The following is a 17,838-nucleotide window of genomic DNA, read 5'->3' on the forward strand; positions in this document are numbered from 1 at the left end:
TCGGTACTCTCTGAGCACACGGTCCGGGGCAATAGCGGTATCACGACCGTGCTAGTGATCGCAAAAGGAGGCCGGCGTGCCAGCTCTGCTCGTCTCGCCTGACTTGTTGGTCTCGGCGACAACGGATTTGGAGATGATCGGCACCTCGCTGGTCTCGGCCAACACCGCGGCCGCCGTTGGCACCACTGGCCTCGTCGCCGCCAGCGCCGACGAGATCTCGGTGGCGTTGGCCACGCTGTTCACCGACTACGGCCGCCAGTATCAAGCACTGGCGCAACAGGTCGCCACGTCCTACCAACAATTCCTACCCCGACTGCTGGAAGCCGCGCAGGCGTATGCGACCGCCGAAGCCGCCATCGCCAACCACCTGGCCTCGACCGCGTCGCACCTCGTCAACGATCCCGTGCTGCAGGTGACGGGGCGTCCGCTCTACGGCGACGGTGCCAATGGCTATACCAACGCGCAAGGCGTGGGTACCGCCGGCGGGGCCGGAGGCTGGTTGTTCGGCAACGGCGGGACCGGCGGCGTCAGCGTCCAATACGGAGTGGCCGGGGGCGCCGGCGGCGCGGGTGGCGTGTTGTTGGGCAACGGCGGCACCGGCGGTCGCAGCCTTTACGGCGGCATGCCCGGCGGTCCCGGCGGCTCGGCGGGCCTGATCGGCATCGGCGGTAGCGGCGGGGCCAGCGGTCCCGGCGGCGTGGGCGGCGCCGGCGGGAGTGGCGGTCTGCTGGGACTGCCCGGCACCGCCGGATTGAGTACGCCGCTGGGCGCCAACCAGACGCTGATCCATCCGGGCCAGTACGGCAGCCCGATCCTTAATATCTCGGTCGGCGGCGGGCCGAGCTTGCCCGTCACCGTCGACTCCGGCGCCTCCGGCCTGGTGGTGCCGCCGCAGTACGTTAACCTGGCGACACTCGGCACATCCACCGGGTCGGGCAGCGTCAGCTACGGCGGCACCGTCATCGTCAACTACAACACCTATCTGACGACGTTGAACTTCGGAAACGGAATCGTCAGCCAGCCAACGACGGTCGGCGTCGCCACCTCGGCTCAGTACACCACCGGGCAGTCCATCCCACTGTTGTCGCTGACGGCCTATCTTGGCGTGGGACCGAACAACGACTATCCGTTCCCCAATCCGGTGACCGCCGCGCTGCCGGGCACCATGAACCAGGGTGTGCTGATCAATCTGCCGCGCGGCCTGCTGGAGTTCGGCCCCAATCCGCTGCCACCGATCCTGGAAATGGATGGCTCGCCGAGAACCGTTGTGCAAGTGCAGATCAACAACCAGTTGCCGCAGACCGTCGGGACCTTCTTCGACTCCGGTGGTGAATTGGGTGCCGTCCCACAGTCGTTGGTGCCGGGGCTTGCGATCGGTAACCACCTGCCGGCGGGCACGGTCATTACCGTGACCACGATCAACGGAGTGCCGCTCTACACGCAGACGGTGACCGCGGCCAGCACCCCCTACGTGGTGGCGTCGGCGACGCCGACCAATTACTACGTGTTCAACACCGGGTCGTTCCCCTTCTCGCAGTTGCCCGTCTACATCTGGAACAACGACGCGGTCGGCACCACGGTCATCGACCGGCAGATCTGATCCGAGGTCTACCCGGTCAGCTGCAGGCAGACCGCCAGGGCTCCGGCGCCGACATGCACTGCCAGCACCGGCCCCAGCGGCGTGACGATCGCGGGCTCGGCCGCCGGTAGCCGGTCGGCCAGCATCGCGGCCACCTCGGCCGCACCGTCCGGGTTGGCGACGTGGTGCACCGCAAGCGCGGCGGGACGCTCCCCGGCCACCTCGCAGACCTGGTCGACCATCGCGGCGACAGCGCCCTTGGCGGTCCGTATGCGTTGGGCCAGAACAAGTTTGCCGTCGTCGATGTGCAGCAGCGGTTTGAGGGCCAGGGCGGTGCCCAACCACGCCTTGGCGCCGCCGATCCGTCCGCTGCGGCGCAGGTTGTCCAACCGCTGCACAACCATGTAGGCGTGCGTGCGGTGCACGGCGGCTTCAGCAGCTGCTGCCACGGCATCGAGATCACCCCCGGCCGCCGCAACTCGTGCCGCGGCCAGCGTGACGAAACCGGACCCCATTGCGGTGGACTTGGAATCGACAACCCTTACCGCCGAACCCAATTCAGCGGCGGTCAATTCTGCGGCGCGGCAGGTGCCCGACAGCTCGGAGGAAATGTGCACCGCCAGCACGCCCTCGCCGTCGCTGTCCGCCAACGCCTGTCGATAGGACGTGCACAACTCGGCGGGAGTGGCCGCCGCGGTGGTGGCGTGGCGCTTGTGGATGTCGTCGGGAATCTCATCGATACCGTCGCGTAGATCGGTACCGTCCAGCAGGATGTGCAGCGGCACTTCACGGATGGCCCACTTGGTGCGCAACTCGGCGGGCAGTCGCGCGGCGCTGTCGGTGACCACGCGGACCGTCATCGACCCCGCACCCCGGCTTCGTCCAGCGCCTTGAGCATCAACTCGGCGACCGCCCGGTGCGCCTCGAAGTTCCAGTGGATCCCGTCGGGATTGCCACGGCCGCTGAAGATCTCGTCGGCGACCGCGGCTTTGAGGTCGACCAGCGGAATATCGTGCTGCTGCGCCCATTCGGTGATCGCCGCGACCGTCCCGGCCCGGCCGTGGTGGGCGTTGCCGTAGGTCTCGGCGACATGCACCGACGGCAGCGACGCCACCATCGGGATCCCCGGCCGATTGAAATCGATTGCGCCGCGGGTCTGTTCGAGATAATCCGCGGTCAGGTGCGGCGGCAGCGCGGGCCGGGCGACCGGCGACAGCCGGGGCTGCAGCCAACCGTAGCCGTCGCGCACCCACCGCCGCAGCCACGGCGGCCGCACGTAACGGATGAGTTCGCGCAGCGCGGTCGGCAGCACCGACGGCAGCGAGTCCATGCCGCTGGTGGCGAAGATCACCGCGCCGGCCTTGGGCAGCGCCGCCCAGGCTCGCGGGTCCTGGGTCGCCGCCCACCACACGTCGCGGCATGTCCAGCCGATCCGGCCGATCAGCTCGACATTCCAACCCAGTTGGGCACCAACGATGTTGGGCCAGATGCGGGGATCATCGGCGGGTAGGCCGCCGGTGGGCCCGTAGTAGGACAGCGAGTCGGCGAAGATCAGCAGCGTGGGCGTGGCGCCTTCAGAGGACGTCATTGGACACCTGCGCCGAAGCGTTCCACACGTCCAGCCGCCACCGGATCGCCTCGAAGTCGGCGGTGTCCTCGGCATGTCCGCTCAACTGCACCCAACTGCAGTTGCCCATGCCACCCAACACCGGCCAGTTGGCGACCGGCAATCCCAGCAGCGCGGCCGACAAGGCGGCGATCAGCCCACCGTGGGCGACCAGTACGACCGGCCGTTCCGGCTGACCGGGCCCGCCCCAGTCGGGTTCACCGGCGACCAACTCGGATACCACCGGCAGACTGCGGTGCGCCACGTCGACCCTGCTCTCGCCGCCGTGCGGAGCCCAGGCAGCGTCCTCGCGCCAGGCCAGCCGCGCACCCGGGACCTCGGCGTCGATCTGCGTGTGAGTCATCCCCTGCCAGTCGCCCAGATGCGTCTCGCGCAGCCGGGAATCCACCCGGACCGGTAGGCCGGTGCGCTCACCCAGCGTGACCGCGGTGTCGAAGGCCCGCCGTAGATCCGACGACACGATCAGCAGCGGCTGCAGCTTGCCCAGTACCTCGGCGGCGGCCACCGCTTGGGCCCGGCCCAACTCGCTCAGATCGGTCTCCAGCTGACCCTGCATCCGGCTGCCCAGGTTGTAATCGGTCTGCCCGTGCCGCAGCATCACCAGCCGGCGCACACTCATTCGGCGTCCGTTTCGGCCTCAGGCGCTGAGTCCAAGTCCACCGGAATCACTGGGCAGTCGCTCCACAACCGGTCCAGCGCATAGAAATTGCGGTCGTCCTGATGCTGGATGTGCACCACGATGTCGCGGTAGTCCAGCAGCGTCCAGCGACCTTCGCGGGCCCCCTCCCGGCGGGCCGGCTTGTAACCGGCCCGGCGCATCTTCTCCTCGACCTCGTCGACGATCGCGTTGACCTGTCGTTCGTTGGACGCCGAGGCGATCACGAAGCAGTCGGTGATGACCAGCTGCCCGGAGACGTCGATGACGAGGACGTCGTCGGCCAGTTTTGCGGCCGCCGCGGTGGCGGCCACCGTGGCCATGTCGATCGCTTCCTGGTTTGCGCTCATGCGCTGCTCCCGGTGACCAGGCCGGAGGGCGACGGGATCGGCTCGCCCTCCGGCTTTCGGTAGAGCCGGCGCTTGGAGACGTACTGGACCACGCCGTCGGGCATCAGGTACCACAGCGGCCGGCGCTCCGCGGCGCGTCGCCGGCAGTCGGTCGAGGAGATCGCCAGTGCGGGGATTTCGAACAGCGTCAAGGTGTCCTTGGCCAGTTCGCCGACCGCCTCGGTGATGTGGTCGTGGTGCAGTTCGTAACCGGGCCGACTCACCCCGACGAAGCGCGCCAGCTCGAACAGTTCCTCCCAGCCGTGCCAGGACAGGATGGAGGCCAGCGCGTCGGCACCGGTGATGAAGTACAACTGCGCATCCGGGTTCAGCGCATGGAGGTCATGCAGGGTGTCGCGGGTGTACGTCGGCCCGGCGCGGTCGATGTCGACTCGGCTGACCGAGAACCGCGGATTGGATGCGGTGGCGATCACCGTCATCAGGTACCGGTCCTCCGCGGCCGACACGTGACGCTCCTTCTGCCACGGCTGACCGCTGGGCACGAAGACGACCTCGTCGAGTTCGAAGTTATGGGCTACTTCGCTGGCGGCTACCAGGTGGCCGTAATGGATGGGATCGAACGTCCCGCCCATCACCCCCAGCCTGCGCTGCCGCTTTTGCATGGTTTGCCAGCTTACTGGAGGGCCTGCCGACCAGCGAAAACAGTAGCGTGTGGGCGGCGCCACACGCAGCGCCCAGACGTCCGCAGAATCGGCGGGCGGGGCTGCGCCACAGCTGGGATGCCCGCGCCGTGCGCTTGTCCGCCTCGGTAAGCAGATCTGATGGCGTTGCGCCAATCCGCAGCAACAAGCGGGGCGATCGTGTAGAAGAAGTCTGTGGAAAACTCGACGACCGCCCCGGTCAATCAGGCGCAAGAGTGGAAAGACGCCATGACCCGGCGCTTCCTCAGTCGATCGGTGGTCACCGGCGAGATCTCCCTGCCGGCCGTGCCCAGCCTGCTCGACACGTACGTCGAGATGTGCAGCAACATTTTCGCCAGCGTCGGCCGACGGTTCAACGACGAGGAGCTGGACCAGCTGCGCAACATCCTCAAGGAGCAGCTGGCCGAGGCCTACTCCATCTCCCAGCGGTCCAACATCGTCATCTCCTACAACGCCCCCATCGGCCCGACCCTGCACTACCAGGTCAACGCGCGCTGGTTCACCGTGGCCGAGTCCTATGAGAACTGGGTCGCCACCCGCGAACCACCGCTGTTCGGCACCGAACCCGACGCCCGGGTATGGGCCCTGGCGAACGAGGCCGCCGAGCCCACGACGTACCGGGTGCTCGACATCGGCGCCGGCACCGGACGCAACGCCCTTCCGCTGGCACGACGCGGGCACCCCGTCGACGTGGTGGAGCTGACCCCGAAGTTCGCCGAGATCATCCGGTCGGAGGCACAGCGCGACGGCTTGGACGTGCGGGTGATCGTGCGCAACGTCTTCGAGACCACCGAGGACCTGCGTCAGGACTATCAGCTGATCGTGCTCTCGGAGGTGGTGCCCGATTTCCGCACCACCCAGCAGTTGCGTGGGCTGTTCGAGCTGGCCGCCCATTGCCTGGCCCCCGGCGGCCGGCTGGTGTTCAACACGTTCCTGCCCCGGTTCGGCTACGAGATCGACGACGCCGCACGCGAATTCGGGCAGCAGGCCTACACGGGCATGTTCTCGCGCGAGGAGCTCTCGGACGCTTCGGCGGGACTGCCGCTGGAGCTGATCTCCGATGAGTCGGTGTTCGACTACGAGCAGACCCATCTGCCGCCGGGCGCGTGGCCGCAGACCAGTTGGTACGCGGCGTGGGTCAGTGGTTTGGACGTGTTTCCGGTCGAGCGGGAGCAGAGCCCGATCGAGATGCGCTGGCTGGTGTTCCGCAAGACCCGCTGACGGTCGCGCATCGCTTGCCCTTGCCCGCTCGTCACTGCCCGTTCGTCCCCGCCACATCCCCTCGGCGCCGAACGTCACGCCAGCGCAACCATCAACGTCGAGCGTCACGCCAGCGCAACGCTCGACGCCAAGACTCGAGGCGCGGCAAGACTCGAGGCGCGGCAAGACTCGAGGCGTGGCAAGACTCGAGGCGCGGCAGGACTGAGGCGCCTAGGAAGCTCAGACCGGCAGCAACTGGTCGATCACGCCAGCCAGCTGCTTGGCTGACCGGCATTCGTGCATGGTGATGACTTCCTCGTACCGGGGCACCGCCGAATCGCCGCTGCCCCAGAGGTGTCTGGGCTCCGGGTTGAGCCAGTGCGCGTGCCGCGCGGCCTTCACCATGTCCTCCAGCACGTCCACGGCCGGGTTGCGGTAGTTGGTGCGCCCGTCGCCCAGGATCAGCAGCGAGCTGCGCGGCGACAGCACATTGGGGTTGGCCTGCTGGAACGTGACGAAGGCGTTGCCGTAGTCGGAGTGGCCGTCACGGGCATACACGCCCGCTTCGCGGGTGATCCGCTGAATCGCCACGGCCAGGTCGGCCTCGGGGCCGAACATGTGCGTCACCTCGTCGGTGGTGTCGATGAAGGCGAACACCCGGACCCGGGAGAACTGTTGGCGCAGAGCGTGAACCAGCAGCAGGGTGAAGTGGCTGAAGCCGGCGACCGAACCGGACACGTCGCACAACACCACCAGCTCCGGGCGCGCGGGACGCGGCTTCTTGAGCACCACGTCGATCGGCACACCCCCGGTGGACATCGACTTGCGCAGGGTCTTGCGCAAGTCGATGGTTCCGGCTCGGGCGCGGCGGCGGCGCGCGGCCAGCCGAGTCGCCAGGGTGCGCGCCAGCGGCGCCACCACGCGGCGCATCTGCCGGAGCTGATCGCCCGAGGCGCGCAGGAATTCGACGTTCTCCGAAAGCTGTGGGATACCGTACATCTGGACGTGCTCGCGGCCCAGCTGTTCGGCGGTGCGCCGCTTGGTCTCGGCGTCGACCATCTTGCGAAGTTGTGTTATTCGTTGCGCGGCAAGGGCTTTGGCGATCTGCTCCTGGCTGGGCGTGGGCTCGTCGCCATACGGCGCGAGTAGGCCGGCCAGCAGTTTGCCTTCCAGCTCGTCCAGCGCCATCGCCTTGAGCGCCTGGTACGAGGAGAACGACGGGCCGCGGCTGGAGTTGTATTTGCCGTAGGCCTCCACGATCCGCGCGATCATCTGCACCAGTCGCTCGTCCATGTCGGCCAGATCGGGGTTGTCATTGAGCAGATCGAGCAACATCTGCCGCATTGCCTCGACGTCGTCGGGCGGCAACGAACCGTCGGGGTCACCGCCGTCTTCCTCGTCGAGGACCACGGCGCGGGCCCCCAGGGCGGCGGGGAACCACAGGTCGAACATCGCGTCGTAGGTCTCGCGATGATCGGGCCGGCGCAGCACCGCACACGCCAGGCCGGCCCGCAGCACCTCCCGGTCACCCAGGCCCAACGTGGCCATCACCCGCCCGGCGTCCACCGTCTCCGAGGGGCCCACCGAAATGCCGCTCGCCCGAAGCGCTTCCACGAATCCGACCAGGTGCCCGGGCAGCCCGTGCGGGGCGAGCGGGCGGCTGGGGCGCAGGCGTCGGGCGGCCATCAGTTCAGCCGTAACTCGCCGGTGGCGCGTTGCTGATCGGACTGATGCTTGAGCACGACACCCAGTGTGGCGGCGACGACGGAGTCGTCGATGGTGTCCATCCCCAGGGCCAGCAGGGTGCGGCCCCAGTCGATGGTTTCGGCGATGGACGGCACCTTCTTCAGCTGCATCCCGCGCAGCACACCGATGATGCGCACCAGTTCCTCGGCAAGGTGCTGGGGCAGTTCGGGAACCCGCGACAACAGGATGCGCCGCTCCAGCTCCGGTGTGGGGAAGTCGATGTGCAGGAACAGGCAACGACGTTTGAGCGCCTCGGACAGCTCTCGGGTGGCATTTGATGTCAGCACCACCAGCGGGGTGCGGGTGGCGGTGATGGTGCCGAGTTCGGGAACGGTCACCGCGAAGTCGGACAACACCTCCAGCAGCAGGCCCTCGATCTCGATGTCGGCCTTGTCGGTTTCGTCGATCAGCAGCACGGTCGGGTCGGTGCGCCGGATCGCGGTCAGCAGCGGACGCTGCAGCAGGAACTCCTCGCTGAACACGTCGTCCTTGGTGGCCTGCCAGTCGCCGGAGCCGGCCTGGATGCGCAGAATCTGCTTGGCGTGGTTCCACTCGTAGAGGGCGCGGGCCTCGTCGACGCCCTCGTAGCACTGCAAACGCACCAACTCCGAGCCGGTGGCCTGGGCGATCGCGCGGGCCAGTTCGGTCTTGCCGACGCCGGCCGGACCCTCCACCAGCAGCGGCTTACCGAGCCGGTCGGCCAGGAAAACCGCTGTCGCGGTGGGGGTGTCGGGCAGGTAGCCGGTTTCGGCCAGGCGTCGCGAGACGTCGGCGATGTCGGCGAACAGCGGCACGGGCCGCGCGGGCACGCTCATAGCGGGATTCTCCTAGGGAGGGCGGGTCAGGCCGGTCGGGTGTGGCCGTCCCCCCAGACGATCCACTTGGTCGAGGTCAGTTCCGGCAAGCCCATCGGACCGCGGGCGTGCAGCTTCTGGGTGGAGATGCCGATCTCGGCGCCGAAGCCGAACTGCTCGCCGTCGGTGAACGCGGTGGACGCGTTGACCATCACCGCGGCGGCGTCGACTTGCTCGGTGAACCGTTGGGCCGCAGCAAGATTGGTGGTGACGATGGCTTCGGTGTGGCCGGTGCCGTACTCGTTGATGTGTGCGATAGCGCCGTCCACGCCGTCGACCACCGCCACCGCGATGTCCATCGCCAGGTATTCGCGGCGCAGGTCGTCCTCTCCCGCGTCGAGATGCACTGTGACACCAGCGTTCTGCAACGCATCGAGCAGCCTGGGCATCGCCTCGGCGGCGATCGCGGAGTCGACCAGCAGGGTTTCGGCGGCATTGCAGACACTGGGCCGGCGGGTCTTGGAGTTCAGCAGGATGCGTTCGGCGATATCGAGGTCGGCGGCTTCGTGCACATAGACATGGCAGTTGCCGACCCCGGTCTCGATAGTCGGTATCTGCGCGTCGCGCACCACCGCCTCGATCAGACCGGCTCCCCCGCGCGGAATCGCGACGTCCACCAAGCCGCGAGCCTGGATGAGGTGGGTGACGGTGGCCCGGTCGGCCGCCGAGAGCAGCTGCACGGCGTCGGCGGGTAACTCCTGGGCGACCAGGGCTCTGCGCAGCACCGTGACCAGTGCCTCGTTGGACTTGGCGGCGGAGGAACTGCCGCGCAGCAGGGCCGCGTTGCCGGACTTGAGGGTCAGGCCGAAGGCGTCGACGGTGACGTTGGGGCGGCCCTCGTAGATCATTCCGACCACGCCGAGCGGAACCCGCTGCTGACGCAGTTGCAGCCCGTTGGGCAGGGTGGAGCCGCGCAGCACCTGGCCGACCGGGTCGGGCAGTCCGGCGACCTGGCGCAGTCCGGCGGCGATGCCGTCGACGCGCTGCGGGTTGAGCGCCAGCCGGTCGAGCAGCGCGGCCGGGGTGTCGGCCGCCCGCGCAGCCTCCAGGTCTTCGGCATTGGCGGCCAAGATCGCCGGGGCACTGGCCAGGATCTCGTCGGCGGCGGCGTGCAGCGCACGGTCTTTGACGGCGGTGGGTGTGGTGGCCAGAATCCGGGCGGCCACCCGGGCGCGCCGGGCGGCGTCGTGCACCTCTTGACGCAGGTCGGGCAGCGCCGGCGCTTGCAGACTCATTACCACAGGGTATCCGGCCTGCTCCGATGGGGCGCGGCCGCCCGTTGCCGCGGCGGCACCCTGCCGCGACTCAGCCGACTCGCTCGCGGCGCGTCACCCGCCGGGCCGTGCTCTGCCGCTCGTCGATGATCCGGCCCAGGTCCTGCAGCAACATCGGTTTGTTCATAACGATCTTCTCCAGGTGCTCACGTTCAATCTCGACCGCGGTCACCTCGTCGAGAGCGTAGGCGCCGGCGAGATTGGGCTGGCGGGTCAGCGCGGTGATCCCGAGGAACGAGCCCTGGTGCAGCGTGGTGACGGGTACGACGTCGCCGACCTCGTCGATCACGGTCAGCCGGACGCTGCCGGCGACCAGAAACGTCATCACCGCGGGAACCTCCCCGGCGTACTGGACGATCTCGTCGGCGCCGTACCGCACAACCCTGGCGTACGGGGCCAGCAACTGTTGATCGGCGAGGGTCAGCCGCAGTTCCGGGGCGACCACCGTGCGCAGCGCCTTGCTGACCCGTTCGGGCGTCGAGAAGTCGTCGTCGTCGCCGTCCAGATGCAGTTCTTCGCGGCGCGCTGCGTACCAGACCCAGCGCGCGAAGGTCGACTGCGTCGCCCCCTCGTCGGCGGGCGAGTTGACCCTGATGGTGGTCTTGTACTCACCGCCGCCCAAAGCCACCGAACTCGGCGCGGTACCCGGCTTGATCAAGGGCAGCCCACCGGCTACCAGGTTCAGCATCGCGCAGACCTTGTCGGGCGGGTCAGAGGTGGCGAACCTGGTGGTGATCGAGCACTTGTGCGGCCCGGCGGGGCGGCTCAGATTGGTGAACGCGGTGGTGGCCAGCATCGAGTTCGGCATGATCCGCAGCCCACTGCCGGTCTGGATGTGCACGGCGCGCCAGTTCACCTCGACGACCCGCCCGCGCGCCGTCTGCGTATCCAGCCAGTCGTTGATCCGGAAAGGCTGCTCGAACAGCATGAACAGGCCGGAGACGATCTGACCGACGGAGTTCTGCAGCATCAGCCCGATGACCACCGAGGTGATTCCCAATGCGGTGAACACCCCGCCAACCCGAACGCCCCAGACGAAGGACAGGATCACCGCCAGACCGACGCCGATCAACGCGATGCGGCCGACGTCGAGGAAGATCGCCGGGAATCGTTTGCGCCAACTGTCCTCCGGGGCTCCCTCGAACACCGTGGTGCTCAGCCCGGACAGCAACAGCACCAGCACCAGGAAGCCGAACAGGGTGGTCAGAATGCGCACCGGGACATCGCTGGCCGAGATCTCCGACGCCTTGACCAACAGCAGCAACAACGCGCCGAGCGGCAGCAGCCAGTTTCGCAATACACCGACCTGGCGGGCCAACCGGTTGTTTCTGCGGAGCAGGGCGTGCTGCAACTCGGTCAGTAGGAGTAGGCCGACCGGAAATCCGGTCGCGATGCCGACGGCCCAGTGAAACCACGACATGTGGAATGCGCTCATCACCGCTCCGACAACCGGTAGATGGCCTGCTCTTCGCCGCCAACCGAAATCGTCCCGGCGGGCGTGAACTGCCGCGAATCCCGCATCGCCTCGTATACCTGCGCCGACACATAGATTCCGGCTTGCGGTGTGCCGCTGTGCATTTGGTAGGCCAAGCTGACCGCGGCACCCCACATGTCGAAGACCAGCCCGGATTGGCCCACCAGGCCGCTGGTCACGTTGCCGGTGTTGATACCCACCCGAAGACCCAGGTCGTGTGGACTGCGGCTGTTGAAGCGTTCGATGATGCGACGCATCTCCAGGGCGAACTCCAGGCTGCGATGGATGCTGTCCAGTCGTGGTGTGATGACTCCGCAACTGGCCAGATATCCGTTGTGGAACGTGCGGATGTTCTCCACGCCAAGGGCTTCCGCTGCCGAGTCGAACTGGCCGAACAACTCGTCGACAATCCCGACCAGCTCGTTGCCGGGCAGATCGTTGGAGATCTCGTCCAGCCCGATGATGTCGGCGAAGATGATCGCGACGTCTTGATGCTTCTGCGCAATGGTGGGCTCGCCTTCGCGGTAACGCTGGACGACCGACTCGGGCATCAGCGCCAGCAGCATTCGGTCGTTCTCCCTGCGCTGCTCATTGAGGAGTTCTTCCTTGATCGCCAGATTTCGGCTCATTTCGTTGAAAGCGACTGTGAGATCGCCGATTTCGTCGCGTGAGGTGACCGGTATGTTGACCTCGTAGTCACCGGAGCTGATCTGCTGGGTGCCCTTTTCCAGACGCCGGACCGGGCGCACCGCCGCCTGCGCGACAAGCATCGAGACCACGCAGACGGCAAAGATCATCCCCGTGACCGCGATCGCCAGGGTCTTGCTGAATCTGCCTAGCCTGGCGAACGCGTCGGAGTCATCCCGAGTCGCCAGGATCGACCAGTGCAGGTCCGAGTTGGGGATATTCAGCGGGGCATAGGCTTCCAGTTCCCGGTTACCCGTGTAGTCGGTGCCGGCGACGACGCCGGTCTCCCCGCGTTGCGCCGCGCGCAGACCCGCGCTGCGCACCGGTTGCACCAGTGTGGTGCCACCCAACCGGATAGCCCGGTCCGCGACGCTGGGCGCGGTGCCGGCCGCAATAGCCTGGCGCCGATATTCCTGCGGATCTTCCAGGAAAAGCCTTGAATCAGAGCGCATCAGATCGTCTGGACCGGCCAGAAAGGTCTCGGTCGCCGCACCCATTCCGGCGCCCTTCCAGTTCTTGTCGGCGGTCATGATGCTGTTGATCTTGGCGATCGGCACCGGCAGGGCCATCACCCCGTCGATTTTGTTCACGCCGATCGGCGACACCACCCAGGCCGTGGGGGCGGCGAGGTGGGGCTGGTAGGGCTCGAAATCGGTGATCCAGATGAAATCGATATCGTTGGAGCGCAACGCTTTTTGGTAAGCCTCGCGCAGATTCGACTCTCGGTACGGTCCGGTGAGGATATTGGTGCCGAGGTCCGGCCCTTTCTTCACCGAGTAGACGACATTGCCGTCCAGATCGAACAGCAGCGCGTCCTGGTAGTCGAAGCGGGTGACGATGTCACGCATGTAGAAGTCGTACCGGGCGTTGGCGGCCGACCATGCGCTGCCGTCGCCGGCGTCGGTGACCGGTAATGCATCGGTCTTTGTCGAGGCCGTGTAGTACGCCTGCAGGTACTTCTGGGCGTTGGAGTTCGGCAGCACCGCATTGAGATCGATGTCGTCGCCGGTCGCCTGTTTGATGGGCTTGATCATCTGGTTCTTGTAGTAGTCGACGATCGCCTGCTGCTGGGCGCCGCTGATGTTGGCGTTGGCCAACTCGCTCATCCCGGCGGCCATTGCGGTCACCGCTTGGTCGACGCTGAACCCTCCGCTGTAAACGTCCAGCGAATTGGTCACCTCCCGGAACAGCGCCTCGATCTGTCGCTTCTGGGACTGGCGCAGCTCGATCAGCCGCTCGGACTCGACTTCGCGCATCGCGCTGCGCCCCGAAAGCGCTCCGATCAGGCCGACGACGGCGACCGACAAGATGCTCGAAAGCAGCAGTGCCACCAGGATCTTGGATTGGATGCTGACCCGGAAGCGTATCCCCGGAAACCGGCGCCGGGCGCGCTGTGCGACCGGAGACGTACTGTTGTCGCTCTCCGGCGCCGGCTTTGTTGGCTCACCCGATGTCAATCGGCTTCCCTTCTGCCACCGGTTTGTAACGGGTCCCCGATCACGCTGCACATTAGCCCGCTCAGTACGGCTTGTCGGGCTTTGCCGGAAAGTGACACCTGGCTGTGTCCTCGCTTTCACCGAAAGGTGATGCCCGCCCGCCGGTGTCGTTAGCCTCGACGCTATGGCGAAGCGAGTGACGGTCGTCGGCAGCGTGAATCTCGACCTGACGTTACAGGTCACCTCGCTGCCGGCGCCGGGCCAGACGGTGCTGGCATCGTCGCTGTCGTATGCGCCCGGAGGCAAGGGCGCCAATCAGGCGATCGCAGCGGCGCGTGCGGGTGCGCGCGTACAGTTCGTCGGCGCCGTCGGAGACGACCCGGCGGCCGAGCAGTTGCGGGAGCACCTGCGCGGCAACGGTGTCGGGTTGGATCACCTGGTCGCAGTGTCCGGCCCCAGTGGAACGGCGATCGTCGTCGTCGATGCCGGCGCCGAGAATCTGATCGTGGTCGTACCGGGCGCCAACGCACAGGTGTCGCTTGGCCCCGCCGTCACCTTCGACTGCGATGTGTTGTTGACCCAGTTAGAGATTCCGGTGCCGACGGTGGTGTCCGCGGCGCGACGGGCGCAATCTGCGGGGGCGGTCGTGATGGTCAACGCCGCACCGGCGCATCGGGAATCACTGGCCGCATTGGCATCCGTCACCGACGTGGTGATCGCCAATGAGGGTGAGGCCGCCCAATGGCATTGGCCGACCGCGCACTTCGTGACGACTCTGGGAGCACGCGGCGCGCGCTACGCCGGCGTCGACGGCGAGTTCGAGGTGGCCGCGCCGACGGTTACGGCGGTCGACACCACCGGCGCCGGTGACGTGTTCGCCGGGGTGCTCGCCGCGAACTGGCCGCGCGCACCGGGCTCTGCCGCCCAGCGGCGAAGTGCGATTCGGCGTGCCTGCGCGGCCGGCGCCCTGGCCACGTTGACTCCCGGAGCGGGTGACTGTGCGCCCACCGCGGCGGCGATCTACGCGGCCATGCTCGACTGAGCTCGACGAAGAATTCAGTCCTCGGGCACGTGACGTTCGATCTCGTCCAGCCAGATCCGCGCGGACATGTCCGAGGGGGCCCGCCAATCCCCGCGCGGCGACAGCGCACCGCCATGGGAAACCTTGGGACCGTTGGGCAGTGCCGAACGTTTGAACTGGCTGAACGAGTAGAACCGCTGCGCGAAGACCTTCAGCCAGTGCCGGATCTCGGCCAGCGAGTAGACCGGTCGCTTGTCTTCGGGGAAACCGGGCGGCCAGCTGCCGCGCTCGGCATCGCTCCAGGCATGCCGGGCCAGAAAGGCGATCTTGGACGGGCGGAAGCCGTAGCGCAGCACGTAGAACAGTGAAAAGTCCTGCAGGGCATAGGGTCCGACCTTGGCCTCGCTGCTCTGCAATTCCTCCTCTTCGCCGGAGGGAACCAGCTCGGGGGTGATCTCGGTGTCCAGCACCGACTGCAGGATCTCGCCGACCTGCTCGTCGAACTCGTCGGCGGAGATGACCCAGCGAATCAGGTGCTGGATCAACGTTTTCGGCACGCCGCCGTTGACGTTGTAGTGCGACATCTGGTCGCCGACACCGTAGGTCGACCAGCCCAGCCCCAGTTCGGAGAGGTCGCCGGTGCCCAGCACGATGCCGCCGCGCTGGTTGGCCAACCGGAAGAGGTAGTCGGTGCGCAGGCCGGCCTGCACATTCTCGAACGTGACGTCGTAGACCTTCTCGCCCCGCGCGAACGGATGGCCCATCTCGGCGAGCATCCCCTTGGCCGTGTCCCGGATGTCGATTTCCTCGAAGTTGACTCCCAGCGCACGGGACAACTTGACCGCGTTGGCCTTGGTGCGATCGCCGGTGGCGAACCCCGGCAGTGTGAAGGCCAGGATGTCGCTGCGCGGCCGGCCTTCCCGGTCCATCGCCCGAGCGGCGACGATCAACGCGTGCGTCGAATCCAGCCCGCCGGAAACACCGATGACCACCTTCGGGTAGTCCAATGCCCGCAACCGCTGCTCGAGACCCGACACCTGGATGTTGTACGCCTCATAGCAATCCTGCTGCAGCCGTTGCGGATCGGCGGGCACGAAGGGGAAGCGCTCCACAGTGCGCAGCAGACCGATGTCGCCGTCGGGCGGGTCGAGCCGAAACTCGATGCGCCGGAACGCGTCCGTCACGGCGGCGTGGTGACGCCGGTTGTCGTCGAAGGTGCCCATCCGCAACCGTTCCGAGCGCAGCAGCTCGGTGTCGACGTCGGCCACCGAGCGGCGCCCGCCTTTCGGGAAGCGTTCGGATTGTGCCAGCAGCGCACCGTTCTCCCAGATCATCGTCTGGCCGTCCCAGGCCAGATCGGTCGTCGACTCGCCCTCCCCCGCAGCCGCGTATATGTACGCGGCCAGGCAGCGCGCCGACGCCGACCGCGCCAGCAGTGACCGGTCCTCGGCGCGGCCCACCGTGATCGGGCTGCCGGACAGGTTGGCCAGCACCGTCGCACCAGCCAGGGCGGCCTCGGCGCTGGGCGGCACCGGAACGAACATGTCCTCGCAGATCTCCACGTGCAGCACGAAACCGGGCAGGTCGGCCGCGGCGAACAACAGGTCCGGCCCGAACGGCGCGTCCCGGCCCGCCACCCGAATGGTGCCGCGCTCGTCGTCCCCGGCGGCCATTTGGCGTCGCTCGTAGAACTCCCGATAGTTCGGCAGGTAGGACTTGGGGATCACCCCGAGCACCGCACCACGGTGCACCACCAGCGCGGTGTTGTAGACGCGGTGCCGATGCCGCAGCGGCGCACCCACCACCAGGACCGGCAGCAGGCCGGCCGATTCGGCGACCAGGTCAGCCAGCGCATCCTCGACCGCGTCGAGCAGGGCGTCGGCGAGCAGAATGTCCTCGATCGAGTAGCCGGACAGTGTCAGTTCGGGGAACACCGCCAATCCGACACCCTCGTCGTGACATTCGCGGGCCACCTGCAGCACCGACGCGGCGTTGGCCGCCGGGTCGGCGATGGTGGTGTGGTGCGTGCATGCGGCGACGCGCAGGAACCCGTGCTGGTAGGCCGAATAGAAGTTCATCGCCCACCATTGTGGCGTGCGGCGCCCGTGACGCCCGAAGCCCGTCCCGCAAAGGTGCCTACTCTCGAATGCATGGAATCTCCCGAGCTCGTCGCGATGCTGTCCGGCCGGCGAATTGCGGTGCTCACCGGTGCAGGCATTTCCACGGACTCCGGCATACCCGATTATCGGGGACCCGACTCGCCGCCCAGCAATCCGATGACGATCCGCCAGTTCACCTCAGATCCGGTGTTCCGGCAGCGGTACTGGGCCCGCAATCATCTCGGCTGGCGGCACATGGACGACACCCGGCCCAATGCGGGCCATTACGCGCTGGCTGCCCTGGAACAGGCGGGAGTGGTCTGCGGGGTGATCACGCAGAACGTCGACCTGCTGCACACCAAGGCCGGCAGCGCCAACGTGGTGAATCTGCACGGCACCTACGCGCAGGTCGCCTGCCTGGGCTGTGGTCACGCCATGAGCCGCGCCGCCCTCGCCGAGCAACTGGAGGCGCTCAACCCCGGGTTCGTCGAGCGCGCCGAGTCCGTCGGCGGGCTGGCGGTGGCGCCGGATGCGGACGCCGTCGTCGCCGAAACCGAGTCGTTCCGCTATCTCGACTGCCCGCACTGCGGGGGCATGCTCAAACCCGACATCGTCTACTTCGGCGAGAGTGTCCCCAAAGGGGTTGTAGCCGAAGCATATTCATTGGTGGACCAGGCGGAGGCGCTGCTGGTCGCCGGCTCGTCGCTGACGGTGTTCTCCGGCTACCGGTTCGTCCGACACGCAGCGGCCCACGGTATCCCGGTAGCGATCGTCAACCGGGGCGCGACCCGCGGCGACGACCTGTCCACCGTCAAGGTCGACGGCGGTTGTTCGGAAATTCTGACGCTGCTGACCGCGGAACTGGTTGTCAGCGCGCCTTTCTGACCTCGGCGACGAACTGCCGTCCCTGGTTGTCCACGACCTGCCAGGAGTACGGGCCGATGGCTCGCGGGTAACCCAGGTTGTGCACGGCCATTCTGGCGTCGCGCTCGAACCGGATGTTGTCGACCCGCAGTCCGTTGGAAGTTGTCAAAGCCCACATGATCTCTCCGAATCTCTGTCGTAGCGACCCGGCCGGGTTCGCTGATACGACGAGTTTTTCGGAGACGACTAGGTGGATCCTCAACGATTTCTT

At 67.2% G+C, this 17,838-nt stretch carries 16 protein-coding genes; 4 read left to right on the plus strand and 12 right to left on the minus strand.

Annotated elements, in window-relative coordinates; all coding sequences use genetic code 11:
- Nucleotides 1-76 precede the first annotated feature (76 nt).
- On the plus strand, nucleotides 77-1,600 hold the full coding sequence (locus MKCMC460_RS19660) for a PecA family PE domain-processing aspartic protease (RefSeq protein WP_236982100.1): 1,524 nt from the start codon (nucleotides 77-79) through the stop codon (nucleotides 1,598-1,600).
- Nucleotides 1,601-1,608: 8 nt separating this feature from the next.
- On the opposite strand, the gene MKCMC460_RS19665 is transcribed toward MKCMC460_RS19660, so the two are convergent.
- Genes MKCMC460_RS19665 through nadD form a run of 5 tightly spaced genes read right to left on the minus strand, consistent with a single transcriptional unit; the run spans nucleotide 1,609 to nucleotide 4,873 of the window.
- Entirely contained in the window at nucleotides 1,609-2,439 is an 831-nt protein-coding gene (locus tag MKCMC460_RS19665) for a DegV family protein (RefSeq protein ID WP_236982092.1), read from the minus strand.
- The gene (gene octT, locus MKCMC460_RS19670; protein ID WP_236982090.1) at nucleotides 2,436-3,167 is read right to left on the minus strand and encodes a diglucosylglycerate octanoyltransferase; all 732 of its coding nucleotides are present in this window, start codon (nucleotides 3,165-3,167) and stop codon (nucleotides 2,436-2,438) included. Before octT ends, MKCMC460_RS19665 begins: the two co-directional genes overlap by 4 nt.
- Nucleotides 3,154-3,825, minus strand: a complete 672-nt coding sequence (gene gpgP / locus MKCMC460_RS19675) for a glucosyl-3-phosphoglycerate phosphatase (protein WP_236982089.1) — start codon at nucleotides 3,823-3,825, stop codon at nucleotides 3,154-3,156. The genes octT and gpgP overlap by 14 nt, the downstream gene beginning before the upstream one ends.
- Nucleotides 3,822-4,211, minus strand: coding sequence for a ribosome silencing factor (gene rsfS, locus MKCMC460_RS19680; protein WP_236982087.1), 390 nt, complete (start codon nucleotides 4,209-4,211; stop codon nucleotides 3,822-3,824). The genes gpgP and rsfS overlap by 4 nt, the downstream gene beginning before the upstream one ends.
- Nucleotides 4,208-4,873 carry a nicotinate-nucleotide adenylyltransferase gene (gene nadD / locus MKCMC460_RS19685; RefSeq protein ID WP_255731155.1) on the minus strand — a complete coding sequence of 222 codons (666 nt, stop codon included), beginning with the start codon at nucleotides 4,871-4,873 and terminating at the stop codon, nucleotides 4,208-4,210. Before nadD ends, rsfS begins: the two co-directional genes overlap by 4 nt.
- Nucleotides 4,874-5,140: 267 nt before the next feature.
- Here nadD and MKCMC460_RS19690 point away from each other — a divergent pair, with 267 nt between their 5' ends.
- Nucleotides 5,141-6,133 (plus strand): bifunctional 2-polyprenyl-6-hydroxyphenol methylase/3-demethylubiquinol 3-O-methyltransferase UbiG, encoded by a 993-nt coding sequence (locus MKCMC460_RS19690; protein ID WP_236983969.1) that lies wholly within the window; start codon nucleotides 5,141-5,143, stop codon nucleotides 6,131-6,133.
- 219 nt (nucleotides 6,134-6,352) lie between these two features.
- Here MKCMC460_RS19690 and MKCMC460_RS19695 read toward each other — a convergent pair whose 3' ends face one another.
- The 5 genes from MKCMC460_RS19695 to MKCMC460_RS19715 all read right to left on the minus strand — a co-directional run bounded on the left by MKCMC460_RS19695 (nucleotide 6,353) and on the right by MKCMC460_RS19715 (nucleotide 13,604).
- A complete protein-coding gene (locus MKCMC460_RS19695) occupies nucleotides 6,353-7,798 on the minus strand; it encodes a VWA domain-containing protein (RefSeq protein ID WP_236982085.1) in 1,446 nt (481 codons plus the stop codon).
- On the minus strand, nucleotides 7,798-8,673 hold the full coding sequence (locus MKCMC460_RS19700; RefSeq protein ID WP_236982083.1) for a MoxR family ATPase: 876 nt from the start codon (nucleotides 8,671-8,673) through the stop codon (nucleotides 7,798-7,800). Before MKCMC460_RS19700 ends, MKCMC460_RS19695 begins: the two co-directional genes overlap by 1 nt.
- A 26-nt stretch (nucleotides 8,674-8,699) precedes the next feature.
- Nucleotides 8,700-9,947: a glutamate-5-semialdehyde dehydrogenase gene (locus MKCMC460_RS19705; RefSeq protein WP_238304720.1), complete on the minus strand. Its 1,248-nt coding sequence runs from the start codon at nucleotides 9,945-9,947 to the stop codon at nucleotides 8,700-8,702.
- Nucleotides 9,948-10,017: 70 nt separating this feature from the next.
- The gene (locus MKCMC460_RS19710) at nucleotides 10,018-11,421 is read right to left on the minus strand and encodes a mechanosensitive ion channel family protein (protein WP_236982079.1); all 1,404 of its coding nucleotides are present in this window, start codon (nucleotides 11,419-11,421) and stop codon (nucleotides 10,018-10,020) included.
- A complete protein-coding gene (locus MKCMC460_RS19715; RefSeq protein ID WP_370652903.1) occupies nucleotides 11,421-13,604 on the minus strand; it encodes an adenylate/guanylate cyclase domain-containing protein in 2,184 nt (727 codons plus the stop codon). Before MKCMC460_RS19715 ends, MKCMC460_RS19710 begins: the two co-directional genes overlap by 1 nt.
- Before the next feature lie 163 nt (nucleotides 13,605-13,767).
- On the opposite strand from MKCMC460_RS19715, the gene MKCMC460_RS19720 reads away from it, so the two are divergent.
- Nucleotides 13,768-14,625, plus strand: a complete 858-nt coding sequence (locus tag MKCMC460_RS19720) for a ribokinase (RefSeq protein ID WP_236982077.1) — start codon at nucleotides 13,768-13,770, stop codon at nucleotides 14,623-14,625.
- Between the two features lie 14 nt (nucleotides 14,626-14,639).
- Here MKCMC460_RS19720 and MKCMC460_RS19725 read toward each other — a convergent pair whose 3' ends face one another.
- The gene (locus tag MKCMC460_RS19725; protein ID WP_238304721.1) at nucleotides 14,640-16,682 is read right to left on the minus strand and encodes an NAD(+) synthase; all 2,043 of its coding nucleotides are present in this window, start codon (nucleotides 16,680-16,682) and stop codon (nucleotides 14,640-14,642) included.
- 72 nt (nucleotides 16,683-16,754) lie between these two features.
- Here MKCMC460_RS19725 and MKCMC460_RS19730 point away from each other — a divergent pair, with 72 nt between their 5' ends.
- Complete coding sequence (locus MKCMC460_RS19730) at nucleotides 16,755-17,588, plus strand: NAD-dependent protein deacetylase (RefSeq protein WP_236982073.1); 834 nt, start codon at nucleotides 16,755-16,757, stop codon at nucleotides 17,586-17,588.
- On the opposite strand, the gene MKCMC460_RS19735 is transcribed toward MKCMC460_RS19730, so the two are convergent.
- The gene (locus MKCMC460_RS19735) at nucleotides 17,572-17,736 is read right to left on the minus strand and encodes a hypothetical protein (protein ID WP_236982071.1); all 165 of its coding nucleotides are present in this window, start codon (nucleotides 17,734-17,736) and stop codon (nucleotides 17,572-17,574) included. The two genes, MKCMC460_RS19730 and MKCMC460_RS19735, sit on opposite strands and share 17 nt — an antisense overlap.
- Between the last annotated feature and the right edge of the window lie 102 nt (nucleotides 17,737-17,838).

Source organism: Mycobacterium sp. 20KCMC460, from assembly GCF_022179425.1.
In the GTDB taxonomy this organism is placed as follows: Bacteria; Actinomycetota; Actinomycetes; order Mycobacteriales; family Mycobacteriaceae; genus Mycobacterium; species Mycobacterium kiyosense.